Genomic DNA, 24,075 nt, shown 5'->3' with positions numbered 1-24,075 from the left:
TATTGAATTTAAAACGGGAAATTTCTATCTTATATATATGAATTACGAAAAATTAACTATAAAAGCCCAGGAAGCCATTAATGAGGCTTCCGCCATTGCACAAAAAAACGACCATTCACAGATAGAAACTGAACATCTGCTTCTCGCGCTGCTGGAGCAGGAAGACGGTATTGTTTCACCTATTATCGAACGTATCGGGGCAAACCCGAAGCAGCTGGAACAGGAAGTACAGATGCTTGTTTCGGCCACTCCCAAAGTGTACGGCGAGGCGGCGCAGCTCTACTTCTCATCCGCCGCGTCCAAAGTTCTGGCTAAAGCCGAGGCTGAAGCCAATGCCCTCAAGGATGAGTACGTTTCCACGGAACATATCCTGATCGCCATTGCGTCTTCCGACGGAAAAGCGGGGCAGCTTCTTAAGAATGCCGGTGTCACGAAGAACGCGATCCTCAGTTCCCTCAAGGCCGTCCGGGGCAATACCCGGGTGACTGATCAGAACCCCGAGGAAAAATACCAGGTCCTGGAAAAATACTGCCGGGATCTTACGGCCCTGGCGCGGCAGGAAAAACTCGATCCGGTCATCGGCAGGGATGAGGAAATCCGCCGGGTTATGCAGGTTCTTTCCCGGCGGACCAAAAACAATCCGGTCCTTATCGGCGAGCCCGGGGTCGGCAAAACCGCGATCGTCGAAGGACTTGCCCGGCGTATCGTTGCCGGGGATGTTCCCGAAGGACTTAAGGGTAAAATGCTTCTGGCCCTGGACCTCGGGGCTCTGGTGGCGGGCGCGAAATTCCGGGGAGAATTCGAGGAACGCCTCAAGGCGGTGATCCATGAGGTCCAGTCCTCCGAAGGGAAGATAATTCTTTTTATCGATGAACTCCATACCCTGGTGGGCGCGGGCGCCGCGGAAGGCGCCACCGACGCTTCAAACTTACTTAAACCGGCTCTGGCCCGGGGGGAGCTCCGGTGTATCGGCGCCACAACCCTGGATGAGTACCGGAAATATATAGAAAAGGACGCCGCCCTGGAGCGGCGGTTCCAGCCGGTATACGCCGCGGAGCCCAGCGTGGAGGATACCATCGCCATCCTCCGGGGACTCAAGGAACGGTACGAGGTGCATCACGGTGTCCGTATCAAGGATGAAGCCCTGGTGGCCGCGGCGACCCTTTCGGACCGGTATATCACCAGCCGGTTCCTGCCGGATAAGGCCATCGACCTGGTGGACGAGGCGGCAAGCCGTCTTAAGATGGAACTGGACAGCCGTCCGACGGAACTGGATAAGCTCGAGAGGAAACTGCTGCAGCTTTCCATAGAAAAACAGGCCCTCCAGCGGGAAGAGGACGCGGCTTCCAAGGAACGTCTGGGAAAACTGGAAAAGGAAATCGCCGATCTGACCGCGGAACGGGATGCCATGAGCGCCCGCTGGGAAAGCGAGAAGAAAGATATCCAGGAACTCCGGGGCCTCAAACAGACTATTGAAGAACTCAAGCGGGAGGAAACCCGGTACGAACGGGAAGGCAATCTTACCAAGGCCGCTGAGGTCAAACACGGGCTGATTCCCGAAGCCCAGAAGAAGCTCGCCGAACTCTCGGACCACATGGAATCGAAACAGAATGAGGCGGCCCTGCTCAGGGAAGAAGTAAGCGAAGAGGATATCGCCCAGGTGGTTTCAACCTGGACCGGAATTCCCGTTTCCAAGATGCTTTCCGGGGAACTCCAGAAATATCTGGATCTGGAAAAGGTTCTTGAGCAGCGTGTTGTCGGGCAGGGGGCCGCGGTGGAAGCCGTGGCGGACGCCATCCGGAGAAACAAAGCGGGTCTTTCCGACGCTGCCCGGCCTTTGGGATCTTTCCTGTTCCTCGGGCCCACCGGGGTAGGAAAAACGGAGCTGGCGAAAACCCTGGCGGATTTCCTCTTTAACGATGAAAAAGCGCTGACCAGGATCGACATGAGTGAATACGGGGAAAAGCATTCCGTGAGCCGGCTTATCGGCGCTCCCCCGGGATACGTCGGCTATGAGCAGGGCGGCCAGCTTACCGAAGCGGTCCGGCGGCGGCCCTACAGTGTTATTCTTTTTGACGAAATTGAAAAAGCCCACCCTGAGGTATTTAATGTTTTTCTCCAGATCCTCGACGACGGCCGCCTGACCGACGGGCAGGGCAGGGTGGTGGACTTTAAGAATGTCATCATTATCATGACGAGCAACCTCGGCTCCGATCTAATTCTGGAAGCGAAAAATCCCGAGGATATCCGGGATGCCCTGATGGAGCTGCTCAAGCAGAGCTTCCGTCCGGAATTCCTCAACCGTATCGACGAGACCGTGATCTTCAACAGACTCGGTAAAAACGAAATAGGGAAAATCGTGGATATCCAGCTTAAACACCTTGCCGAACGGCTGGCTGACCGGAAGATCAAACTCAAGGTTACCGATGAGGCGAAAAAATTCCTCGCGGAACGGGGTTACGATCCGCTCTTCGGGGCCCGGCCCCTGAAACGTACCATCCAGAGTGAGCTGGAAAATCCCCTGGCCAAGATGATTATTTCAGGGAAAATAAAGGACGGCGATTCTGTGGTAGCCGACAAGGGCGACGACGCCATCAGTTTCAAGAAAGGCGCGCCATCAAAGGACACTAAGCCGTCGTGATAGAGTAGATATGCGGCTGAACCCGAAGCTTTGTGCTCCGGGTTTTTTTCCGCCGTTCTGAAGCCTTACATGAGAGGGGCAAACAGGCGGAGCACTTCCTGGAACAGACGCTGGGCGGCATTCCGGGCGGTGTCCTCCATGGTGATGCGGTGGCAGATAGGCAAGGTCGCGAGAAAGTCGTCTTTTACTTTCTTTACGGCCTTGTTTTTGTAAATCCACACGCCGCACTCAAAATGCAGGTAGAGACTCCTGAAATCGAGATTGGTGGTTCCCACGGTGGCGACTTTATCATCGGACACAAAAGTCTTGGAATGGTTGAATCCGCTGGTGTATTCATAGATTTTGACGCCGTTCTTTACAAGCTGCCGGTAATATGACCGGGTGGTCATGTGCACTATTTTTTTGTCCCAGCGGTAAGGCGTGATGATCCGTACATCGACCCCGCTTTTTGCCGAAAGGGTCAGCGCCGAAAGCAGGTTGTCATCCACAATCAGGTAGGGTGTATTGATATACACGTAATCCTTGGCGTTGTTTATGATCTGTACATATACGTGTTCCCCCACATTTTCATCATCAATGGGGCTGTCCGCGTAAGGCTGAACATAACCGTCGGATACAACCGTACAGGGTTCATCCTTCCAGGGGTAGAAGGACTCAAAATCATCCGGTTCTTTCTGGCCAAGATTCCACATCTGAAGGAAAATAAGGGAAAGGCTCCAGGCGGCTTCTCCTTCGAGCATAATAGCCGCGTCCTTCCAGTGGCCGTGTTTATCATAGGCATTGATATACTCATCCGCCAGATTGATCCCTCCGGTAAAGGCGACTTTTCCGTCAATGGAAATAATCTTCCGGTGATCCCGGTTGTTCTGCAGGGATGACAGTATAGGGGTAAAGGGATTGAATACAATGCATTTTATTCCGCGGTGTTCCAGATGCTGTTTGAAATTAGTGGGAAGAGTCAGGAAACATCCCAGGTCATCGTACATGATCCGGACGTCGGCGCCCTGACGGGCCTTTCTCTCGAGGATCGCGATAATGGGATTGAGCATCAGACCCTGCTGGAGGATAAAAAACTCCATAAAGATATACTTTTCGGCTTTTTCCAGTTCTTCGAGTACTTTCTGGAAGAAAGTCTCCCCCGAGGCGAAATACTCTGTTTTGGTATGGCGGTAAACGGGATACCCGGCGTAATCCTGGAGGTACCTGACCTGGGGCAGGCAGGGGTCATTGGTTCTTTCCAGCAGAGGCAGGCTGTTCCCGGGCAGCAGATACAGGGGTCTGCTGTAGGCGTCGCTCTCTTCAATTTGCCTGCGCATTTTTGTCGGATTTGACTGTACGTAAAAAAAGATATACAGCAGCCCTCCGAAAATCGGGAACATGAGGATAAGAAAAATCCAGGTCAGTTTATAGGCGGGTTTTTCTTTTTTGCTGACAATATACAGGCATACAAGGATACTGATTACATTCAGAATCCAGCTTACAATCTGGGATGCCCTGCTGGAACGGGTGATAAGATAGAGGAGAAAAATAATCTGTGCCAGAAGGATGGCAATTACGAATATTCGGCGCCTAAAAACAATCCGGACCCACTTTTTACGCATTTATGTCACCCCGAATATTTTTTGTGCTGTAAGCGTTTCCCTGCATTTTGCTTTTCTGAAAACAACTATTATAGTTTATACTAAGTTAACTGCGTTAGAGTATATACTATTATATTACTCGCAAAAACTCAAATACGGGGTACGGTACGGCAATGGTTATTCAGTCTTTTTCCGATATTGTGTTTTATTTTTTGTTTTTCAGTTTTATCGGATGGCTCGGCGAAACGCTGGTACATCTCATACTGTATAGACAGCTGGTAAATAAGGGGTTCCTCTACGGCCCGTACAGCCCCATGTACGGTGTCGCCGCCCTGGTCCTGATAATTTTCAGAACCCTGCTTCCGGTCCCGCTTCCCGTTTTTATTGCGGCCGCGGTGGTGTTTTATATCATCTATGAATATCTGGGAAGCGTCGTTCTGGAGAAAATGACCAATATTCGCTGGTGGAATTACAGTAACCGAAAGCTCCAGATCCGGGGCCGGGTGTATATTCCCAAGGCTGTTTTCTATGCCCTGCTTATGAGTCTTCTTATTTATTTCGGGAGACCCTGGACAGGAATTATACTGGAGGATATTCCCTCAGCGTTCATCCGGCTCATTGCGTCGGGAATCATAATTATACTGCTGGTTGACCAATATTTTTCCCTTAAACTACTGGCTGATTTTGAGGACCGTACCACTCAGTGGATACAGGTGTACTACAGTCTCAGCAAAGAGGACCAGGAATTCCTGCTGAATCTGAAAAACGATTCTTACCGGACCGCGCTCAAGGATTTCCCGCCGGAACTGCTTGAGAAAATGGGGACCACCGCCCAGAAATCCCACAGCGGGTACCGGCTGCTCCGTTCCTTTCCGAATCTCGAAATTACCGGAAAGGAAGGCAGTATCAATGCTTTAAAGGAAGTCCTTTCCCGGGACCGGAAGGAAAAGCGTCCCGGAACCTGGAAAAGATTTAAAGCCTGGCTCCGGAATTATTTAAAATCCACGGACAAGGAAGAGGGCGCCGTATATACGGGAAAGCTGAGTATCTACAAACTCTTTTGGGTTTTTCTCGTGGGCGGTGTTATCGGGTACGTGGTGGAAACGCTCTTTGCGCTGGTAACCCGGGGAGTTCTGGAAAGCCGCCAGGGGGTAATTTACGGACCCTTTAACCAGGTGTACGGCATCGGCGCCGTGATCATGGTGGTCGCTCTTATGCCCCTGGCCCGGAAGCGGGACAGCGTCATTTTTCTGGGCGCCGCTCTGATCGGCGGCGCCTTTGAATGGGTCTGCAGCTTTGTGCAGGAGAAGGTTTTCAAAACTGTTTCGTGGGGATACGACGATTCAACGTTTTCCATCGGAAGCAGCGGCAGAACCAGCCTGGTTTTTATGCTTTTCTGGGGCATCCTGGGGGTTCTGTTTATCAAGTTCATACTGCCGCGGCTTCTTACCTTTATTGACCGGCTGCTGAAGAAACAGGGGTATACCATGACCATTGTGCTTATGGTGCTTATCGTCGCGGATCTTGCGCTTTCCGCGGTGGCGGTATACCGGTGGAGCCTGCGCCAGGACGGGGTTCCGCCGGCAAACAATTTTGAATCCTTCCTGGACAAGCAGTACCCCAATGAGTTTATGGAAGAAATTTACCCCAGCATGCGGAAGCCCACCTACCTCCAGACGAACCAGATAAACGCCGACGCCGCGGCGGTGGTCAGAAGCGTGAAGGGCAGCCCTATCCTGAGCCATTTTCCGAAGCTCATCTGGACACCCTGTTTTTTCAATAAACCGACAGTTACGATATTGGCGGACGCGCCGAAGGGCGTAAGGTTGCCGCCCATACAGGAGCCGATGAGCAGGCCGAACATATAGAGTTCCGGCTGCAGGGACAGCTGTGCCGCCAGCTTCCCTGCCACCGGCAGCATAACAATAATGTACGGTACGTTGTCGACAAAGCCGGAGATAATTGTGGAAAAGCCCACAATAAGCAGAAAACCAAGCAGGACATTGTCTCCCACCAGGCCCGAAAGGAATGCCGAAAAATCATCCAGGAGTCCGACTTCGGCCACGGCGCCGACCATAATAAAAATACCGATCAGGAACAGTACCGTATCCCAGTCCAGCCCTTTCACCAGTTCCCAAACCTTTCTGCCGCTTTCCTTCCGGACAAAACGGTACCAGATGAGGCCCGCGATCCCGAGGCCGACTACAATCAGTCCGGCAATGAGTGAAACACCGGAGTGGAAAAATGACGCCAAAGCCAGGCCGATGATCATCAGGATAAGAAGCACCGTCGGGGTAAATGAGAGAATTTTTTCCCGTTCGATTTTTATTTGCTTTTTCCCTTTTTTTGAGAAAAAGCCGTAAAAAAAGATTGCCCCGGCTACCATTCCGACCTGGACGGCAAAAAATATGGACGGCTTCCCTTTATAGAAAAAGAAGTCATTAAAGCCGTATCCTGCGTAATCGGCGAAGATCATCGACGGCGGGTCCCCGACTAAAGTGGCCGTTCCTTGGAGATTCGCCATAACCGCCAGCCCCACCATAAAATGGGTCGGATCCATTTTCAGTTTTTTGCTGAGGGCCAGGGCAATCGGCGCCATCACGAGGACTGTGGCTACGTTTTCCACAAAAGCCGAAATGATACCGGTCATCATCAGGATCGCCACAATGGCGATACCTACATTGGGCGAACGGATGATCAGTTCGTCGGCGATAACCGCCGGAACCCGGGAATAGATAAACAGTTCCGCTATCACCAGGCTGCCGATGAAGATCATGAGTACATTCCAGTTGACCATTCCGCCGAAAGCTTCTCCGGGGCTCACCACCCTGAGAATAAGCATGAGGGCCGCGGCCCCCAGGGAAAAGAATGACTTTTTCCCGGGGAAAATAACAATAAGAACATACATAAGTATTGCCAGGGCAAGTACTATCCACTTCATTGGCATAAGCAATTCCTCCAAAACATAAAAATAAAAAAAGACCTTTCGTATGGAAATTCGTTTTACCGAATATCCCATACGAAAGGTCTTGTTTCCCCGAATACCGGAGCCGCGTAACCAGACGGAAAAAACCACTGTTTTTACTCCGCCGGCTGTTGATTACTGCGCGTGTAACTACTCCCCTTTCTGTAATAAAGAATATACCGCAGCAGAACTTTTCGTGTCAATGATAAGGGGGAGCATAGAGTCTGACAAGCCGGCAAGCACCTGGTTTTACCGATTCCGCGGGTCCTGCCGGAGAAAAACGGTGTCGGCGCGTGCCCTCCGGGCACGACGTGTCGGCCTGCGGCCTCGAAAGTCGCTCTATCCAGGGACCCGGCGTTACCGTTACGGCCGGGTGCTTGCCGGCCTAACCGGCTCTGCGCTGCCCGGCCGCGGGGGAGGCTCCCCCTGCGCTCCAGCCTTGCCGCACTGTGTGTGGAGTTTTGCTCCGCAAAACTCCTAAAAGACTTGCCGCCCCTGGCGGCAAGTCTTACGTCACCCCCTCTTCGGGTCCCCGGGCCTTCGCGCTTATACCGGCCAGGGGCCCGCTCCACGGCGGACAAGTTTTACCTCATCTTCCGTAAGGTCAAGGATCGTTGAGAAAATCCTGGGGCGTTCTTCGCCGGTATCGAGGATAAGGTCCACACCGTCGATTTCTTCGAGTTCCCATCCGCCTTCAAACAGTTCCTCTTCGGGAATCGGCGGCAGTTCCTGATCTTCCGCGGCTTCGGGGCCGCCTGAATCCGGATCACCGCCGGAGGCCATGCTTTTTTTTGCCGTAATGGAGTACAGCGGAACACCCAGGGTTTCGATTGTTTTAATGGGAACCGGATGGTCCGGTATACGGACCCCCACTTCCCGGCGGCGTATATCCAGAGCTTTTTCCGTACCGAGCAGCGTTTTTAAAATAAACACGTACGGCCCCGGGCTCAGCCGCTTGATAATACGGAACCTCGTATTGTCCATGCTGCAGAATTCCCCGAACTGTGAAATGTCCGAACACAGCAGCGTGAAGTACCGTTCTTCCCGTTCCCCGGAAAGGCGGCGGAGTTTTTTTATTCCGTCCTTTGATTTCATGGAGCAGACAATGACCCAGCTTGTATCCGACGGGAGCGCCAGAAGCCCTCCGGCGGACAGGGTGTCCGCCGCCCGTGTAAGGATACGGTCGTCGATGTTGTTTGCCACCACGTACTCAATCATTGTATCAGTTCCCCACCCGGATCTTAAGCCATGCGTCGTTGTACAGTTCCAGATATTCCCCCAGGTCGTTTTTGAGCTCCGTGTTAACGAGTTCTTCGGCGGTGTAATAGGGAGTGACCTTTTTGTATTCCCGGGCCGGAATGTTGACCGTGGCGGGGAAACCGAAGGAATCGGTGAATTCAGCGTAAATCTCGGGACGGTGGATAAAGTCGATGAAAGTATGTGCCAGGTCCCGGTTTTTCGATCCCTTGAGAATACACATACTGTCGATATAGCTCGGCCCGCCCTCGGGAGGGATAAAGAAATAGGTATCCTTTTTCTGGGCTTCGGATATTTCTTCGTACACCACTTCCGCGTATCCCTGGACAACCCAGAAGTCCCCGTCGGCGAAACCCTTGCCGAAGGATTCGGCGTCAAATTTTACCAGGTTTGGTTTCCATGAGCTGTTGATGAGATCCCGGGCTTCCGCAATCTCCGCCGGATTTATTGTATTTATTGAATATCCCAGATGGGCCAGGGCATCCCCCATGACTTCCCGCATATCGTCCATCATGGTCATCTTGCCCTTGAGGTCGGTCCGGCCGAACATTGACCAGCTCCGTTCAAACTGCGGGACCCGGGCGGTGTTGACCGCGATCCCCGCGGCGCCGAAATAGTACGGCACGGAATAATCCATCCGGGGATCATAGGTGGCCTTTTCCAGCACCATAGGATCGATGTTCCCCAGGTTGGTGAGTTTTGACCTGTCTATATGTTCCAGCATATCGAGTTTTATCATGATGGAAACGTAATCCCCCGAGGGGAAGATGATATCGTACCCCGAACCCCCGGCCATGAGTTTCGCGAAGAGCTCCTCATTGGAGGCGTAGGAATCGTACACCACCGTGACGCCGTATTCCTCTTCAAATTTCTGGATAACCGAATCCGGTGTATAATATGTCCAGTTATAAATATACAGTCTGCTGGAATCACCGCTGCCGGAGCATCCGGTAAAAAGAGCCGCCGCGCATACAGCCGCGGCTGTGCATACAGCGGTAACCCACGATTTTTTTTTGAGAGACTTCATTCCTTCCTCCTAATAAAAGTATAGTACCCGGCGGATTTTTCTCCACCCCAGGAACACGAGGCAGCCTCCGGGGAGGCTATTAACCGCGGACGTCTATTTGGCCGCGATATATTTAAGGAAATTCCTCAGCAGGTATGTCAGGACCACTGTGCCGAAGATCATCACCACCGAAAGGGCGTTTATAACCGGGGACACTCCGAACCGTATGGAAGAGTAAATATACAGGGGGAGGGTCGTTGATCCCGGTCCGGAGACGAAGAAGGTTATTACGAAGTCCTCCAGCGAAATAGTAACCGCCGTCAGGAACCCGGAAACAATACCGGGCATACAGACCGGTATGATTACCCTGAGCAATGTCTGCAGTTCGCTGGCGCCCAGATCCTTGGCAGCTTCTATTATGGAAAAATCGAATTCATCCAGCCGGGCCATGACCATGAGAAACACAAAGGGCAGGTTGAAGGTCGTATGGGCGATAAAAATCGTCAGGAGGCCGAGCTTGAGTTTTATCCCCGCGAAGAAAATCGACAGGGAAACCCCCACCACGATTTCGGGGAGAATCATCGGCAGGAACGAAATCGCCTGGATATAGCCCCGGGCTTTGAACCGGTACCAATTTACCCCGATGGCTCCGAAGGTTCCCAGCACGGTGGAGCACGCCGCCGAAGAAAGGGCGATAAGGATACTGTTCCAGAACGCCCGCCAGAGGTCCCGGGAATGGAAGAACAGCTGTTCATACCAGACCAGGGAGAAACCGGTCCAGCCCATTCCCTTGGATTCGTTGAAGGAATACAGGACCAGAACAAAGAGGGGCAGGAACAGGAATACAATGGTCGCAATAAAAATAGTCTGGGAAAATGAAAACCGGCTCCGGTAGGCCCGCCGGGCGTGGCGGGCCGCCTCCCCGGAAGGGGCGGGTTTGCGGAAGGCGATAACACCGCTCATTGGGCGCCTCCTTTCGGAAGTTCGTGGGGTTTCCGTTTCCTGAAATTCGAACCGAAGCCCCTGAGCCGGGACTGCATTACGGTACTGTCCATGCCCGCGTTTTCGGCCTTAAGGTCCCCGGTGCGGATGGCGTCCTTCTTCTGGAGGCTCATCATGGCCATGACTCCGATGGTGGTAACCAGGGTGATTACCATGGAGATGGCGGATACCAGCGGCCAGTTGCGGTTGGTCTTGAGCTGGTCCGAAATAACGTTGCCCAGCATGTACGAGTCGGTGTCGCCTACCATGAGGGGAACCGCGTAGGCCCCGAAGATCGGTATAAAGGTAAAGAGTACCGCCGTAAAAATGCCGCTCCGAATATTGGGAAGGAGAACCTTCATCATGGATTTAAATTTGGTCGCCCCCAGATCCCGTGCCGCTTCCAGCAGGGAGAAATCGAATTTATCGATTGTCGAAAAGAGGGGCAGAATGGCATAGGGCAGGTACATATATACCAGGACCAGCACCACCGCCTGTTTGTTGTACAGGAAATGGATGTAATCCTTGATGATACCCAGGCGCAGGAGCAGGTCGTTGAGGAACCCGTTGTTTCCCAGAATATTCATCCAGGCGAAAACCCGGATGAGAAAATTCGTCCAGAAGGGAATTATGATGAGCAGCAGCAGGAATGTCTGGTGTTTGCTTTTCGCCATAAAATACCCGCAGGGCAGGGCAAGCATGATGGTTATTACCGTGGCGATAAGCGCCATGATAAGGGTCCGCACTGCGATAACCAGAAAGCTGGCATTCCCCAGGGCCTTGTACGCGTCCAGGGAGAATTCCCATACCACGCCGCCGTAGAGACCTTTCCTGAGAAAACTGTACAGCACAATGATTAAGAGCGGCGCCAGGAAAAATACCGTGAACCACAGTCCCATGGGACCGGAATAAAACGGGCCGTAATTGCGCCGGCCGCCGGAGTCTTTCATTCGTCCCGTACCCCTACAATATAGCCGTCAATGGCGCTCCAGGAAACGTACACCGAATCCTTCCAGACAATATCGGGGCCTTCGTCGGAGTATTTAGCGTGCTGTTTGATGACCCGGATTACCACGTTGTCCATGACCTTTACATAGAATTTCGTCTGGAACCCCGAATAAATCGGTTCATCCACCATACCCTGATAGAGGTTGATATCCTCCCGCTTCGTGGCGGGTTTTTCCTTGGAGATCAGTATCTTTTCCGGGCGGACGGTAAAACTCACCTTCTGGCCGGGTACCACCGTATCCACGGTGGTAACTTTGATACTGCCCAGTTCGGGTATGTCCAGCACCACCATGAATTCGTCCCCGGTTTCTTTGTGCATGGGTTCCACCGATACGACGGTGGCGTCGAAGAGGTTCGTTTCACCGATAAAGCGGGCGACGAAATCGGTGGCGGGGCTTTCGTATATGTCATGGGGGGTGCCCACCTGGAGCACTTTACCCTTGTTCATGACCGCTATGCGGTCGGATACGGACAGGGCTTCCTGCTGGTCATGGGTTACATAGATAAAGGTGATGCCGATTTTATCGTGGATCTGGTCCAGTTCTATGAGCATGTGCTGCCGCAGTTTCGCGTCCAGGGCAGACAGGGGTTCGTCCAGGAGCAGGACGCTCGGCTCGTTGATGAGCGCCCGGGCTATGGCGACCCGCTGTTTCTGGCCGCCGGAAAGCTGGTTCGGTTTCTTATGGGAATGTTCCTCGAGCTCAACCAGTTTCAGGTATTCCGTGACTTTGCTGTCTATTTCTTGTTTTGACGCTTTGCGGATACGCAGGGGAAAAGCCACATTGTCGAAAATCGACAGGTGGGGGAAAAGGGCATAGTTCTGGAATACGGTATTCGCCGGCCTCCGGTTTGGGGGCAGGGGAAGCACGTCTTTGCCGTCAAAGGTAACCACCCCGATATCCGGACTTTCGAATCCCGCTATAATACGCAGGAGCGTCGTTTTGCCGCACCCGGACGGTCCGAGGAGGGAAAAAAATTCCCCCTTCTTAATGGTAAGGTTTACATCCTTCAGTACCTTAAAATCACCGAAGGCCTTGGAAACCCCCTCAATGACAACATCGCTTCCTTTCAATAGTGCCCCTTCAACCTCCCTTCAGCGGTTCTTGAAACAAACAGCCGGATTCGGTATCCGGATTATTTATTCTAAAATGTACAATGCTTTTTTTGCGGATCATTGTCAATCGGTTTATGATATTTTGTTAAATCCCTCACATTATATAGTATAAAGCACAGAAGCGTGGAGATTCCAATCCCGGAGAGTAATTAATGAAGGCCGGTGGCGGAGGTCAGGTTTCTTTGGGGTAAGACCACAGGGAACCGTCCGGACCCCGGAGCAGATATTCCGGTCCCCGGGGCGTCCGGCGCTCCCCCGCGATGGACCGATCATGGAGGGGAATTTTTCCGCCCCCGCCCGGGAGGTCCACCGCGTATACCGGCAGGGCAAGGCCGGATACAAGTTTTCTCAGGTGCCGGTAGATTGCCAGGCCGGCTTCCAGGGGAACCCGGAAATGGGCCGTCCCCGGCGCGAGATCGCCCTGGAAGAGGTAATACGGGGTGAGCCCAAGGTCGGCGCATTCCCGGAAGAGCTCCGCCAGCAGCTCCGGGCTGTCGTTGATTCCCTTCAATAAAACAGTCTGTACGTGTACGGGAATGCCTGCGTCGATGAGGGCGGCAAAAACACTCAGGATTTGAGGCGCGAGCTCCCGGGGGTGGTTGAGGTGCACCACCATTCTCAGGGGGCGCCATTCCCTGAACAGGGCGATAAGCTCCGAGGTTATACGCGAGGGCAAAACAACGGGAATCCGGGAGCAGATCCGGAGGAGTATCCCCGGCCGGGCACGGCGCAGTTCACCGAAGAGCCCGCCGAGCTGCTTGTCCCCCGCAGTAAGGGGGTCGCCCCCGGAAACGAGGATCTCCCGGATCTCCGGATGGGCGGACAGATATTCCAGAACGGGCTTGAGTTCATCTTCCCGGATAAACCCTTCCCGGGTTCCCATCCAGACCCTGCGGAAACAGTACCGGCAGTATCCGGCGCATATCCCGGTGGTTTTAAGCAGCGCCCGGTCCCGGTACTGGTGGATGAGCCGGGGCGCCGCCCGGTGGCAGGCTTCCCCCAGGGGATCATCCAGCTCCCAGGGGGTTCTTTCTTCCTCTCGGGGATCGGGAAAAAACTGGCGCCTGACCGGATCTTCGCCGGAAGGCTCCGCCAGGGAGGCAAAGTGGGATGTCACCGAAAATGGCAGCCTGCCCCCGGACCCGAGGGTTCCGAGGTAGGCTTTTTCTTCTGGGGTTACGGAAGCCGCCAGGGACGGCGGCAGATTTTCCAGCGAAGAGACAATAACCGGTCCGTTCATCTCCGGGATAGTTACCGTTCTTCCGCCATGAGGAGGGCCATAACTTTGGCGTCCCCGATGATATTGTCGACGAGGCAGTATTCATTGGGTGAATGGGCGGTGTCGTCCATGCGGCTCCATACCACCGAGGGGATATCCGCGTTCCGCAAATACGCGCCCACGGTCCCGCCGCCGATACCGATGGGTTTGGTTTTCACGCCGTATACTTCCTGCACTACCCGGGAAAGAATTTTCACCAGGGGGGTATCCTCGGAGGTCGGTTTCGACTCCATAGTCTGGGGCAGAGCATAACTGACCGAAACGCCGTGTTTCTTTTCAACCTCACCTTTGATCCGGTCGATCTCGGCAAGCACGGTTTTTACCGGGTACTGGGGCAGGATGCGCATATCCATGCTGAACACATCGTCACCGGGGATGGTATTGATGTTGGGGACATTGCCTTCTTTCCGGGTGGGCTCAAAGGTTGAATATTCCGGGTCAAAGAGGGGATTCCGGGCGGAAAATTTTTCATTGAGTTCGGTATGCAGCCGGACCGCCAGTTCCGCCCCGGCCAGGCAGGCGTTGGCGCCCAGATCGGGCCGGGACCCGTGGGCCTGTTTCCCCTTGGTGTTAAAGGTAATCCAGATGAGGTTCTTTTCAGCAATCTCGATGGACTCTCCCTTGGGATCACCCCCGTCGGGGATGAGCACCATATCGTCCTTCCTGAAGAGGTCCCGGTTTTCCATGAGCCATCCGATGCCGTAGGCGCTGCCCATTTCCTCATCCGCCACAAAAAGGAGTTTAACCGTATTGTTCGGGACAATACCCTGGCTGACCAGGGACAGGGCTGCCAGCACCGAAGAGGTCAGACCCTGCTGGTTGTCTTCGACGCCCCGGCCGATGAGTTTTCCGTCTTTTTCGACCACGGTCCAGGGATCGCTGTTCCAGAGGGACTGTTCCCCCGGGGGGACCACATCGAGGTGGCTCATGATCCAGAGCCTGTTCGTATCGTTTTTTCCCGGAATGGTCGCCACCAGGTTGGGCCGGATACCGCCCTTTGCCCGGGCGTCCGGCGCGTCGTGGCGTTCCAGATTGGTTATGCCGTGGTTTTTAAGCCACCCTTCCAGGAATTCGCATTTATCCAGTTCCCCATGTCCGCCGGAATCCGGGGACACCGCGGGCCGTTTGGTAAGTTCCGTTTCAAGTTCCGCCGCGGCAGAACGACTTTTATCGATAAAGGCAAAGAGTTTTTCTTTCATATATGGTCCTTGTAGATTTTTTGAAGCGGCGGCCTCAGGCTTTGCCCTGGTTTTTGTATACCCCCCAGCTGGTGCTGATCAGGGTATCCAGATCCGAATGCTGCGCTTTCCAGCCGAGGAGTTCCCGGGCAAGCTGGGATGAAGCGGTCAGTTTTGCGGGGTCCCCCGGGCGGCGGCCGGTTATCTTGACCGGTATGGGTTTGCCGCTGATCTTGCGGGCGGCTTCAATAATTTCCATGACCGAAAGGCCGGTTTCGCTTCCGAGGTTTACGATAATGCTTTTGCCGTTTTTGGCAATATAGTCCAGGGCCGCTGCATGGCCCACCGCCAGGTCATTTACATGGATGTAATCCCGGACGCCGGTGCCGTCGGGGGTATCGTAATCGCTGCCGAAGACCTGCACTTCCGGCCGCATGCCGCAGGCGGCTTCCATGATAACCGGAATCAGGTTGGCGGGATTCCGCTCCAGGCCGGTGATGCGGCCTTTGACATCGTACCCCGCGGCGTTAAAGTACCGGAGGGACGCAAACTTGATGCCCTTGAGTTTATCGTACCAGCGGAGGGTTCCTTCAATTTCGAGTTTCGTGAAACCGTAGTAGTTCTCCGGGTTGGTGGGGTGCTTCTCGTCAATGGGAAGGTACACGGGCTCACCGTATACCGCCGCGGTGGAGGAAAACACGATATTGGAAATCCCCGTCTCCGCCGCGGCGTTGATAATATTGACGGTTCCGTTGATATTGTTCAGGGAATATTTTTCCGGTTTGACCATGGATTCTCCGGCGCCCTTAAACGCCGCCAGGTGAACCAGGGCGTCGAAGCCGCCCTTCATGGCCTGCACCAAGGCCGGATAATCCATGATATCGCCTTTGATGAATTTCTCTTCCGGAAAGAGGTTCTGCTCCAGGCCGCTGGAAAGATTGTCGTATACCGTCACGGTGTGACCCTGATCCAGGAATTCCCGGGCAACGTGGCTCCCGATGTATCCCGCTCCGCCGATTATTAAAATGTTCATATTTTTCTCCCGGGAATAACCTGTTTCCGCTCCGCCGGTATTAACCGGCTTTGAATGATTCCAGCTCCGCGGCGGTTTCTTCCCATTTCTTAAATGTAGTATCTATCTTCAGGGTAATCCCGTCAAGTTTAGCCTGGACCGCCCTGAGCTTTTCCGCCTGGGCGTAAACTTCGGGTTTCTGGATTTCGCCTTCCAGCTCGGCTTTTTCGGTTTCCAGCTGTTCCAGGGCCGCCAGGAATTCCGATTCCTCCCGTTCGAGCCGGCGGATGAGGGTCTGCCTTTTCTTCATTGCCTCCCGGTGGGCGGCCGCTCCCAGGCCAGAATCCGGTACCGCGTTCGTTCCGCTTTCCTGGACCGGAATGTCCGTCCCGGAAATCCCGGGGGCCTGGTCCGTTTGGGATTCCCGCTCAAGCCGGTCGAGGTAGTAGGTATAGTTTCCGTAGAACAGCCGGGGCCCTTCAGCGGTCAGCTCCAGGGTTTTTGTGGACAGGGCTTCCATAAAATACCGGTCGTGGGATACGAATATCACGGTGCCGGCGTAATTCGTAAGGGTTTCCAGGAGTATGTCCTTGGACTGGAGGTCCAGGTGGTTGGTGGGCTCATCGAGGATGAGCAGGTTCATGGGCTTAAGCAGCAGCTTAAGCAGGGCAAGCCTGCTCTTTTCACCCCCGGAGAGCACCGAAAGGGATTTGTACACATCGTCGCCGCGGAACAGAAACGCCCCGAGCATATCCCGCAGTTTCGGGATGAGGTCCGTGGGCGCCTCTGATTCCAGGTATTCCAGAACCGACTGGCCGCCGCCCATGGTTTCCGCCGCGTCCTGGGAAAAGTAGCCCACGGCAATACCGGCTCCGTAGGTATATTCACCTTCGTAATTGGTATCGTCTCCGGCCAGGATACGGAGGAGCGTCGTTTTGCCGGCGCCGTTGCGGCCCACCACGAGCAGCTTTTCCCCGGATTCTATTATCAGATCCAGACCGGATAGCACCCGGCGGGACCCGTATGTTTTCCCGATGCCCTTGAGGGTCATGGCAATCCTGCCTGAATGGGGCGGGGGCGGGAACGTGATGGATATTTTCTTGAGGGATTCCGGCAGCTCGATGCGTTCCATTTTGTCGAGCTTCTTGATCCGCTCCTGGACCATGGCCGCCTTGGTGGCCTTGTACCGGAAGCGCCGGATCAGGTCCTCGGCTTTCGCGATTTCCTCCTGCTGCGCCTTGTACCGGGCTACGAGGCTTTCCAGCTCCGTCTGCCGTACCGTTTCATAGGCGGAGTAGTTTCCCGCGTACCGCTTCAGCTTGCCCTGGAACAGTTCATACACTTCGTTTACGGTGACATCGAGAAAGTAACGGTCGTGGGAAACCAGGAGATAACCCCCGGTAAAATCCCTGAGCCAGGATTCGAGCCAGTCCCGGGCTTCTATGTCCAGGTAGTTGGTGGGTTCGTCCAGAAGGAGTATATCCGGCTGTTCCAGAAGGACCTTGGCCAGGGCGATACGCATCTGCCAGCCTCCGGAAAATTCCTCCGCCGGCCGGTCCATATCACTTTCCGAAAATCCGAGGCCGGTGAGGACCATGGCGATGCGCTGTTCCCGGGTGTAGTAGCCCCGGTTTTCCGCTTCCTCCTGGAGTCTGTGGTATTCATCCAGGAGCGCCGCGGTCCGGCTGTCGTCTTCCGTGGCCTGCTGCAGCTCGCGGCCGAGTTCATCAACCCTGGTCAGCATGGCCAGGATGTCCTCGAAGGCAGTTTCGGCTTCCTCCCGGAGGGTTCTTCCCCGGTGGACAATCCCGGACTGGGGGAGATACGAGACCCGCGTTCCCTTCTGGACGGCCCGTTCCCCGGAATCCGCGGAAATCTTCCCGGCGATTACCTTCATGAGGGTTGATTTTCCGGAACCGTTGGCCCCGGTCAGGGCGGCCCGGGAGCCCGACGCCAGGTTGAGCCCGACTTCGGAGAGAATATCCCGGTCACCGAATGCCAGGGAAACTTTTGTGAACTGGACAAATGCCATGGTGTTACCGGCCCGGAATATAAAAGTAAATGACCAGGGGCGACGATGCCCGGCGGACCACCGTGATTCCGTCCATCACCGAATCCGGAGCGTGTTCCAGCCTGAGCCCCTGGGAATCCAGGACATACATAAAGTTGAGGCTGGGGCCCCGGCTTCCTGCGCCGTCAAACCGCAGGGTTAAGGCCCCGGTATATTGATTCTGAAGGGAACCCGTCAGGTAAATACCCATATCTATGGTGCCCGTTCCCGGAACCGACGGGGGAATAACCGACGGGCTGAGCAGATTGAATCCCGTCCAGGTGAATTTACCATCCTCGGTGAATACCAGGGTGCCGTAATTTGCGCTCTGGAAAACCGGTCCCTGGCTGTAAATCCCGTCAAACTGTGTCTTGCGCCGTTCCGTTTCCTGGTCTATGAGATCATCCACATCCCCGGGAAGGGCGACAAAGAGGAGCGTCCGCTGGGTTCCGCCGTTTTCGGAAAACTGGACCGCCAGGGTCGTATCGGAACGGAGGTTCATCTGTAAATTGGTCCCTTCGAATACCCATGCCCGGTTTCCGGTCCGGCGTATGCTGGTATAGGGGAAGCTCCTGTCCAGGTTGGACAGGTAGATGTGGGCTATGCCGGAATCCTGTCCCGGCGAAAAAGACCATTTTTTGGACAGATCATTCAGGTCGATCCGGCCCCGGGAAACCATGGTGCTGTAGGATTCGGGGTACCAGGTTTTTGAGAAGACGAGCTCCAGGTCCTTGTCCTCGGTTTCCTCCGCCACTGTCTGGGTCACCATCAGAGGCCCTCCGGTATGCTCAAACAGCCTGAGACGGTAGGAAAAGCAGTATCCGGTGGTGCCGTCCTCGGTGAGTACCCGGTACCAGTCCCCGGGCAGGGGGGTCCCGGCCGCGCTGATGGCGGGGTTGCCCGTTGACAGGGAAAGTATTTTGATTATCTGCCCCTGGCGGAGCCGGTATACCCGCCGGGCGCTGTTATCCGGTTCTTCCCTGATGGGAAGTCCATCCTGGATGGTCTCGGCGTACTGTTTGGCGTATTCGGTGAATGCCTCGGCCTGTTCCAGGGCATCCTTCTTATTTTTGCTGAAATTGAGCTGCCACAGGGGCAGTTCAAACTTATCTATGGAATCTTCCGATTCCCGGTATTCGTCGGGAATGCCGACAACCCATACCTGATCGATATTTGAACGGATATAAACGGGAAGCACCGTACCTGACGGAATAGCCGGATCGTCCACGGACCAGAGGAGCACTCCCCATCCGAGCAGCCGGGTACAGGAGCTGAACAAAATACTGAAAACAATACACAGACAAAAGCCGTAAAAGCCCGATAACCCTTTGCGCTTCATGGTATAACCATACCGTAATTCAACCCTGAAATGCTACAGGGCACCCGCATTAAACGTAAGACTCAGCAAAGCAGCATATGGAGAATACCATATCCGGGGGTCCTGTCGGAGGAAAGGGGGAAGGAGCGACTTTCGAGGCCGAAGGCCGACACGGAGCCCTTCCCCCTTTCCTCCGACACCCCGCGTTATCGGCATGACCATATGCTGCTTTGCTGCTGTTCTGTATAGACAGGTGCCGGGTGCATTTCCGGTATGATTTGCTGTCTGGCGGTCAGAGGTTTTCTGATTAATAAGATGATTGCTAAACACCCCGGGTTAGACGTTTTGCCCTAAGCCGTGCAATCCACCCATACCGAACCCCTCCGCAAAGGCAGGGTACCTGCAATGTACGGAGATGCAGCAGAGCGGCATGGTAAAAAAGCTAACGCGGGGTGTCTGAGGGGGTGGGGTATGAGCGACTTTCGAGGCCGAAGGCCGACGAGGAGCCATACCCCACCCCCTCAGACAGGACCCCCGGATCCGTTATTGCCATGCCGCTCTGCTGGGCTTTACGGTATTGCGCAGGTATCCTGCTTATCCCTGCTTTGACCAGAACCTGAGCTGGTGGGCAGACCATTTTGCGATGAGAAGCCGGAGCCGGCCGTGGTCGGTCAAGTCGTCGTCCAGCACCGCTTCGGAAAGGACCACCTGAACAATGGTATGGCTCGTATCGTGGGGGAGCTGAAGTATCCATTTGGACAGCGCGGCACCATTGAGTTCGTTCGCGTATGATGCGACAGCGGGGTAAAGCGCCTTTGCCTGGGCAGGGGATATCCTTCCGTTTTTCTTTTTCCCGCGGCGCCGGCTGATGGAAAGGTAGTACTCATAAGCCGCTTCGGCTTCATCCAGGGCCAGGGTTGCCCCCAGTTCGGGATTTTCCAGATACCGTACCAGTAGCGGATAGTACTGGTTCTGGATATCGAGGATTGACGACAGGGCCAGTACGACTTCATCCCGGAGGTAGGGAGGCGGATCCGCGGCTCTGAGAAGATCCAGAAGCACGGAGACGGAATTAGGCGACCCGTAAATCCCGAGGGCGCTGACGCCCATGATTTTGAGCCGGGGGTTTTTCGTCTTTACAATAAGTTTTTCGATGGCCGGGAGATACTCCGTATCCTGAAGCCGGGCCAGGGCTATCATGCATTCTCCGGCAAGCATGTAATCGTCCGAAGTAATCCGTTCCCTGAGCAGCGGGATAGCCGAAAAAACCCCGTGATTTCCCAGGATCCGGGCTGAAATATACGCCGTTGTATAGGGGTTGTTGATTACGTCATCTTTGAAGGTCTGTTCGGCCTGTTCCGTCAGGGTATCCAGGGGCTCCAGCGCCCGGAAGGATTCGATCCGTACCGCCAGGCGGGGGGATTTTGCCCGGTCCAGCAGCCCCTTGAGGGCAAGCCGCGAGGGCGTTACATGGAGCGCCTCCAGGAGCTCTTCTTCTTCCTTGGTATCCTTTGTTTTTTCCAGCCGGTCCAGCAGGGTTATTGCCCGAAGATCCTTAAAGGAGAACATCACCTCCAGGGCACCCCGGAAGGGGAGTGCTCCTAAGGGGACCAGTTTCCGCTGGGCAAAGATCATCAGGCCCAGGATAACCACGAGAATCCCGAAGAGCACTTTATATGAAATAAATCCCGTAAGGCCGAATCCCATGAGGATATCGAGAAAAACACCCGCAAGGAACGACCCGCCGGCGCCGGCCAGGCCGAATACAAAATAATACAGTATACCCAGGTTGAGCATGTACTTTGACGGGATCAGGGCAAAAAAATAGTTCTGGGCGACTCCTTCGGCTCCGATAAAACCGAAGTTTATCAGGAACTGCACCGAGGCAAGAAACAGGATCACCGTGGTGGCCGATTCGATGGCGCTTGAGGGAAAGAAGAGTACCGGCAGCAGACTGATAAAACTGACGATGGTGCAGGTTATATAGAGCGGTTTTGCTCCGACCCGGTCCACCAGGAATTTTATGATTAGGCCCATCATCAGGGCACCCAGTCCTCCGAAGACCGTATACAGGGAGACCATCCCGTCGGTCTGAAAGAAAACTTCCCGGCTGTATACAACGATGAAGGTCCGGGCAATGGACGCCACAAAGCTGATGGTAAAGAAAATGATCACAAACTGCCTGAATGACGGTTCGGACAGGGCTTCTTTGGAAACTTGGAAAAAATTTACTTTGCCGCCGTCGCTGCTGTTTTCCGGTTCGGGAATTTTGTACAGCAGCAGCGCCCCGAAAATCCCCGAAGCGATTCCCACGGAAAAAATAATGGAATAGAGGCCCAGGGGCGGATTGCGTCCCAGGAGCAGGGCCAGGGCAAAGCCCGAAAACATGCTTACGCCGCTGTTGATGATCTGGATGAGGGTAATATAGCTTCCCCGGTCGGGACCCGCCGCCAGGGAGTGGAGAACCGGGTTGTTGCCGATCGTACCGATTCCCCGGCACATGTGGAATCCCATTACTCCCGCCAGCATAAGCCCCATGGCAATATCGTGTCGGCCTGTCCTGACGGCAATGGGCGCGAACACCACCGGTACCATAGAAACCGCCCGCAGGAGCCACGCCGTGGCGAAGACCGGGACTATGGGGAATTTTTTGAGCAGGGCCTTGCCCAGGGGCATAAAAAAAAAGGAACAGTAAATCATGGCGCTCAGGGCGCCTACCAGGGTTGATGATGCGTTAAGCCGCAGGGCGTACAGGGTAATTATGTTGCCCGCCAGGAGCGCGTAGGAAAAGGAATTGAAGAAATTAAAAATATTGTATAATTCCCGGGCTTTCCCTAACCGGTACGGCGACAGTGGGGCGCTCATACTTCTATTAATAGCTTGAGGGGATGATATTTACAAGTGCTACAGTACTTTTTGTAAAAATTCTCTAGTTCTGGGATTTTTAGGAGCCCCGAAAATCTGGGCCGGCGGCCCTTCCTCGGCGATGATGCCTTCATCCATAAAAAGCACCCGGGTACCCACATCCCGGGCAAAGCGCATCTCGTGGGTTACCACAATCATGGTCATGCCCTCGGCTGCCAGACCCCGCATAACTTCGAGAACCTCTCCGACCATCTCCGGATCCAGGGCGCTGGTGGGTTCATCAAAAAGCATCACATCCGGCTGCATCGCCAGGGCCCGGACAATGGCGATCCGCTGTTTCTGTCCGCCCGAAAGCTGGCCGGGATAGGTGTCCTTTTTTTCCTCGAGGCCGACCCGCCGCAGCAGGGTAATGGCGGCGGCTTCCGCTTCCTCCCCGGAAAGCCCCCGGACCTTCATGGGCGCCAGGGTGATGTTCTTCAGCACCGTCATGTGGGGAAAGAGATTGAACAGCTGGAACACCATGCCCATTTTTTGGCGGTGCTTGTCCAGGTTGTGGCCGTCTTTGGTTATGTCGGTGCCTTCAAAAATAATGGTTCCCCCAGTGGGCTCCTCCAGGAGGTTGAGGCACCGCAGAAAGGTGCTTTTCCCGCTTCCCGAGGGGCCTATGATGACCGCAACTTCACCCTGGTTGAAGGACGACGTTATTCCCTTCAGCACCTGGAGTTTGCCGAAATCCTTTTTGAGATCCATGGTCTGTATCAGGGCTTCGTTATTTGTCACCGGCTCTCATCCTCCGCTCAATATAGGCCAGCAGTTTGGAAAGGGGAAAGGTCATGAGGAAATACAGCACCGCCGCCACAATCAGGGGTTCAAAGGGCTGGAAGGTGTTTCCCCGCACGGTATCCGCCCGGTACATGAGATCCGCGATACCAATAATGGAAACAATTGAAGATTCCTTGATAACCACAACGAATTCATTTCCCAGGGCGGGAAGGATGTTCCGGATTGCCTGGGGAATGACAATGTACCGCATGGTCATGAACTGGCTCATCCCCAGGGACCGGGCCGCTTCGGTCTGCCCCTTGTCCACCGCCTGGATACCGGCCCGGAAAATTTCACCTACATAGGCGCCGGAATTGATTCCCAGGGTGACTATGCCGGCCATAAAATCCGAAAAGCTGATTCCCAGCAGTTTGCTGAGCCATACCACATTGGGAAACCGGATGCCTATGGACTGGAGGCCGTAATATATGATGAAAAGCTGGACCAGCAGCGGGGTGCCGCGGATAAATTCGATATATGCCGTGGCAATAAACCGGGGAACCCTGTGTTTGGAGAGTTTCATCAGTGACAGGATAAGCCCGATAGCCGTCCCCAGGACCACCGAGAACATGGCCAGGAGAATCGTATTTTTTGCTCCGTTCAGATAAAACGGCCAGTACCGTGCAAGAAACGAAAAATTCACCAGCGGATCCTATTCAATTGATTATTGAAGATACTGAAACATAAAGGAAATTCCACAGAACCGCAATGGTCCTGCACAGGGTACCCGCATTATGGCTAGTCTCCACAGAAGCATGGGAATACGTTTCGTGGGGGCCTGTCAGATGAAAAAAACACCACGGTGTGGTATTTCTTTTCATCTGACACCCCACGTTACCGATTCCCGCCATGCTTCTGTGACGCTCCCCGGTATGCTGCGGGTATTCTGTTTTGGGTGGGGTGCTGCGTATGGAAGGACGGATTTGTGATAGGTAAAACCTTCACCTGCCAACGCCACCATATTACGGGGAAGTATCCATAACCCAGCACCCCTCACAG

The 24,075-nt window shown here is 54.4% G+C and carries 16 protein-coding genes and 1 pseudogene; 2 read left to right on the top strand and 15 right to left on the bottom strand.

Annotated elements, in window-relative coordinates:
* Nucleotides 1-37: 37 nt before the first annotated feature.
* A complete protein-coding gene (gene clpB, locus JFL75_RS10225) occupies nt 38-2,641 on the top strand; it encodes an ATP-dependent chaperone ClpB (RefSeq protein WP_215626581.1) in 2,604 nt (867 codons plus the stop codon).
* A gap of 65 nt (nt 2,642-2,706) precedes the next feature.
* On the opposite strand, the gene cls is transcribed toward clpB, so the two are convergent.
* Nucleotides 2,707-4,242: a cardiolipin synthase gene (gene cls / locus JFL75_RS10220; RefSeq protein WP_215626580.1), complete on the bottom strand. Its 1,536-nt coding sequence runs from the start codon at nt 4,240-4,242 to the stop codon at nt 2,707-2,709.
* Between the two features lie 152 nt (nt 4,243-4,394).
* Here cls and JFL75_RS10215 point away from each other — a divergent pair.
* Nucleotides 4,395-5,744, top strand: a pseudogene (locus tag JFL75_RS10215) (putative ABC transporter permease); the annotation flags it as partial.
* Between the two features lie 143 nt (nt 5,745-5,887).
* On the opposite strand, the gene JFL75_RS10210 reads toward JFL75_RS10215, so the two are convergent.
* From JFL75_RS10210 to JFL75_RS10145, 14 genes are all read right to left on the bottom strand, one after another.
* The gene (locus JFL75_RS10210) at nt 5,888-7,162 is read right to left on the bottom strand and encodes an ArsB/NhaD family transporter (protein WP_349629696.1); all 1,275 of its coding nucleotides are present in this window, start codon (nt 7,160-7,162) and stop codon (nt 5,888-5,890) included.
* A 570-nt stretch (nt 7,163-7,732) separates the two neighbouring features.
* Nucleotides 7,733-8,404, bottom strand: coding sequence for an L-threonylcarbamoyladenylate synthase (locus JFL75_RS10205; RefSeq protein WP_215626578.1), 672 nt, complete (start codon nt 8,402-8,404; stop codon nt 7,733-7,735).
* A gap of 4 nt (nt 8,405-8,408) precedes the next feature.
* On the bottom strand, nt 8,409-9,470 hold the full coding sequence (locus tag JFL75_RS10200; RefSeq protein WP_215626577.1) for an extracellular solute-binding protein: 1,062 nt from the start codon (nt 9,468-9,470) through the stop codon (nt 8,409-8,411).
* 93 nt (nt 9,471-9,563) lie between these two features.
* The gene (locus tag JFL75_RS10195) at nt 9,564-10,412 is read right to left on the bottom strand and encodes an ABC transporter permease (protein WP_215626576.1); all 849 of its coding nucleotides are present in this window, start codon (nt 10,410-10,412) and stop codon (nt 9,564-9,566) included.
* Nucleotides 10,409-11,380, bottom strand: a complete 972-nt coding sequence (locus tag JFL75_RS10190) for an ABC transporter permease (protein WP_223292821.1) — start codon at nt 11,378-11,380, stop codon at nt 10,409-10,411. The genes JFL75_RS10195 and JFL75_RS10190 overlap by 4 nt, the downstream gene beginning before the upstream one ends.
* Nucleotides 11,377-12,510, bottom strand: coding sequence for an ABC transporter ATP-binding protein (locus tag JFL75_RS10185; protein ID WP_215626575.1), 1,134 nt, complete (start codon nt 12,508-12,510; stop codon nt 11,377-11,379). The genes JFL75_RS10190 and JFL75_RS10185 overlap by 4 nt, the downstream gene beginning before the upstream one ends.
* Before the next feature lie 214 nt (nt 12,511-12,724).
* The gene (locus JFL75_RS10180) at nt 12,725-13,792 is read right to left on the bottom strand and encodes a KamA family radical SAM protein (protein WP_215626574.1); all 1,068 of its coding nucleotides are present in this window, start codon (nt 13,790-13,792) and stop codon (nt 12,725-12,727) included.
* A gap of 11 nt (nt 13,793-13,803) precedes the next feature.
* Entirely contained in the window at nt 13,804-15,030 is a 1,227-nt protein-coding gene (locus tag JFL75_RS10175) for a M20 family metallo-hydrolase (protein WP_215626573.1), read from the bottom strand.
* 34 nt (nt 15,031-15,064) lie between these two features.
* Entirely contained in the window at nt 15,065-16,042 is a 978-nt protein-coding gene (gene galE / locus JFL75_RS10170) for a UDP-glucose 4-epimerase GalE (RefSeq protein WP_215626572.1), read from the bottom strand.
* A 40-nt stretch (nt 16,043-16,082) separates the two neighbouring features.
* Complete coding sequence (abc-f, locus tag JFL75_RS10165; protein ID WP_215626571.1) at nt 16,083-18,053, bottom strand: ribosomal protection-like ABC-F family protein; 1,971 nt, start codon at nt 18,051-18,053, stop codon at nt 16,083-16,085.
* Between the two features lie 4 nt (nt 18,054-18,057).
* On the bottom strand, nt 18,058-19,410 hold the full coding sequence (locus JFL75_RS10160) for an SH3 domain-containing protein (protein WP_215626570.1): 1,353 nt from the start codon (nt 19,408-19,410) through the stop codon (nt 18,058-18,060).
* Between the two features lie 573 nt (nt 19,411-19,983).
* Nucleotides 19,984-22,254 (bottom strand): MFS transporter, encoded by a 2,271-nt coding sequence (locus tag JFL75_RS10155; RefSeq protein ID WP_215626569.1) that lies wholly within the window; start codon nt 22,252-22,254, stop codon nt 19,984-19,986.
* Between the two features lie 39 nt (nt 22,255-22,293).
* Nucleotides 22,294-23,016: an amino acid ABC transporter ATP-binding protein gene (locus JFL75_RS10150; protein WP_215628759.1), complete on the bottom strand. Its 723-nt coding sequence runs from the start codon at nt 23,014-23,016 to the stop codon at nt 22,294-22,296.
* 7 nt (nt 23,017-23,023) lie between these two features.
* Nucleotides 23,024-23,719 carry an amino acid ABC transporter permease gene (locus JFL75_RS10145; protein WP_215626568.1) on the bottom strand — a complete coding sequence of 232 codons (696 nt, stop codon included), beginning with the start codon at nt 23,717-23,719 and terminating at the stop codon, nt 23,024-23,026.
* Nucleotides 23,720-24,075: the final 356 nt, after the last annotated feature.

The sequence above is a fragment of the Breznakiella homolactica genome (assembly GCF_016616095.2).
Taxonomy (GTDB): Bacteria; Spirochaetota; Spirochaetia; order Treponematales; family Breznakiellaceae; genus Breznakiella; species Breznakiella homolactica.
The sequence above is the reverse complement of the archived record's forward strand: the minus strand, read 5'-3'. Positions and strand labels throughout refer to the sequence as shown.

What these genes read in the sequence shown, in the direction of transcription:
- clpB (WP_215626581.1), top strand. Translation starts at nt 38, where the DNA reads ATGAATTACGAAAAATTAACTATAAAAGCCCAGGAAGCCATTAATGAG.
- cls (WP_215626580.1), bottom strand. Translation starts at nt 4,242, where the DNA reads ATGCGTAAAAAGTGGGTCCGGATTGTTTTTAGGCGCCGAATATTCGTA.
- JFL75_RS10210 (WP_349629696.1), bottom strand. Translation starts at nt 7,162, where the DNA reads ATGAAGTGGATAGTACTTGCCCTGGCAATACTTATGTATGTTCTTATT.
- JFL75_RS10205 (WP_215626578.1), bottom strand. Translation starts at nt 8,404, where the DNA reads ATGATTGAGTACGTGGTGGCAAACAACATCGACGACCGTATCCTTACA.
- JFL75_RS10200 (WP_215626577.1), bottom strand. Translation starts at nt 9,470, where the DNA reads ATGAAGTCTCTCAAAAAAAAATCGTGGGTTACCGCTGTATGCACAGCC.
- JFL75_RS10195 (WP_215626576.1), bottom strand. Translation starts at nt 10,412, where the DNA reads ATGAGCGGTGTTATCGCCTTCCGCAAACCCGCCCCTTCCGGGGAGGCG.
- JFL75_RS10190 (WP_223292821.1), bottom strand. Translation starts at nt 11,380, where the DNA reads ATGAAAGACTCCGGCGGCCGGCGCAATTACGGCCCGTTTTATTCCGGT.
- JFL75_RS10180 (WP_215626574.1), bottom strand. Translation starts at nt 13,792, where the DNA reads ATGAACGGACCGGTTATTGTCTCTTCGCTGGAAAATCTGCCGCCGTCC.
- JFL75_RS10175 (WP_215626573.1), bottom strand. Translation starts at nt 15,030, where the DNA reads ATGAAAGAAAAACTCTTTGCCTTTATCGATAAAAGTCGTTCTGCCGCG.
- galE (WP_215626572.1), bottom strand. Translation starts at nt 16,042, where the DNA reads ATGAACATTTTAATAATCGGCGGAGCGGGATACATCGGGAGCCACGTT.
- abc-f (WP_215626571.1), bottom strand. Translation starts at nt 18,053, where the DNA reads ATGGCATTTGTCCAGTTCACAAAAGTTTCCCTGGCATTCGGTGACCGG.
- JFL75_RS10160 (WP_215626570.1), bottom strand. Translation starts at nt 19,410, where the DNA reads ATGAAGCGCAAAGGGTTATCGGGCTTTTACGGCTTTTGTCTGTGTATT.
- JFL75_RS10155 (WP_215626569.1), bottom strand. Translation starts at nt 22,254, where the DNA reads ATGAGCGCCCCACTGTCGCCGTACCGGTTAGGGAAAGCCCGGGAATTA.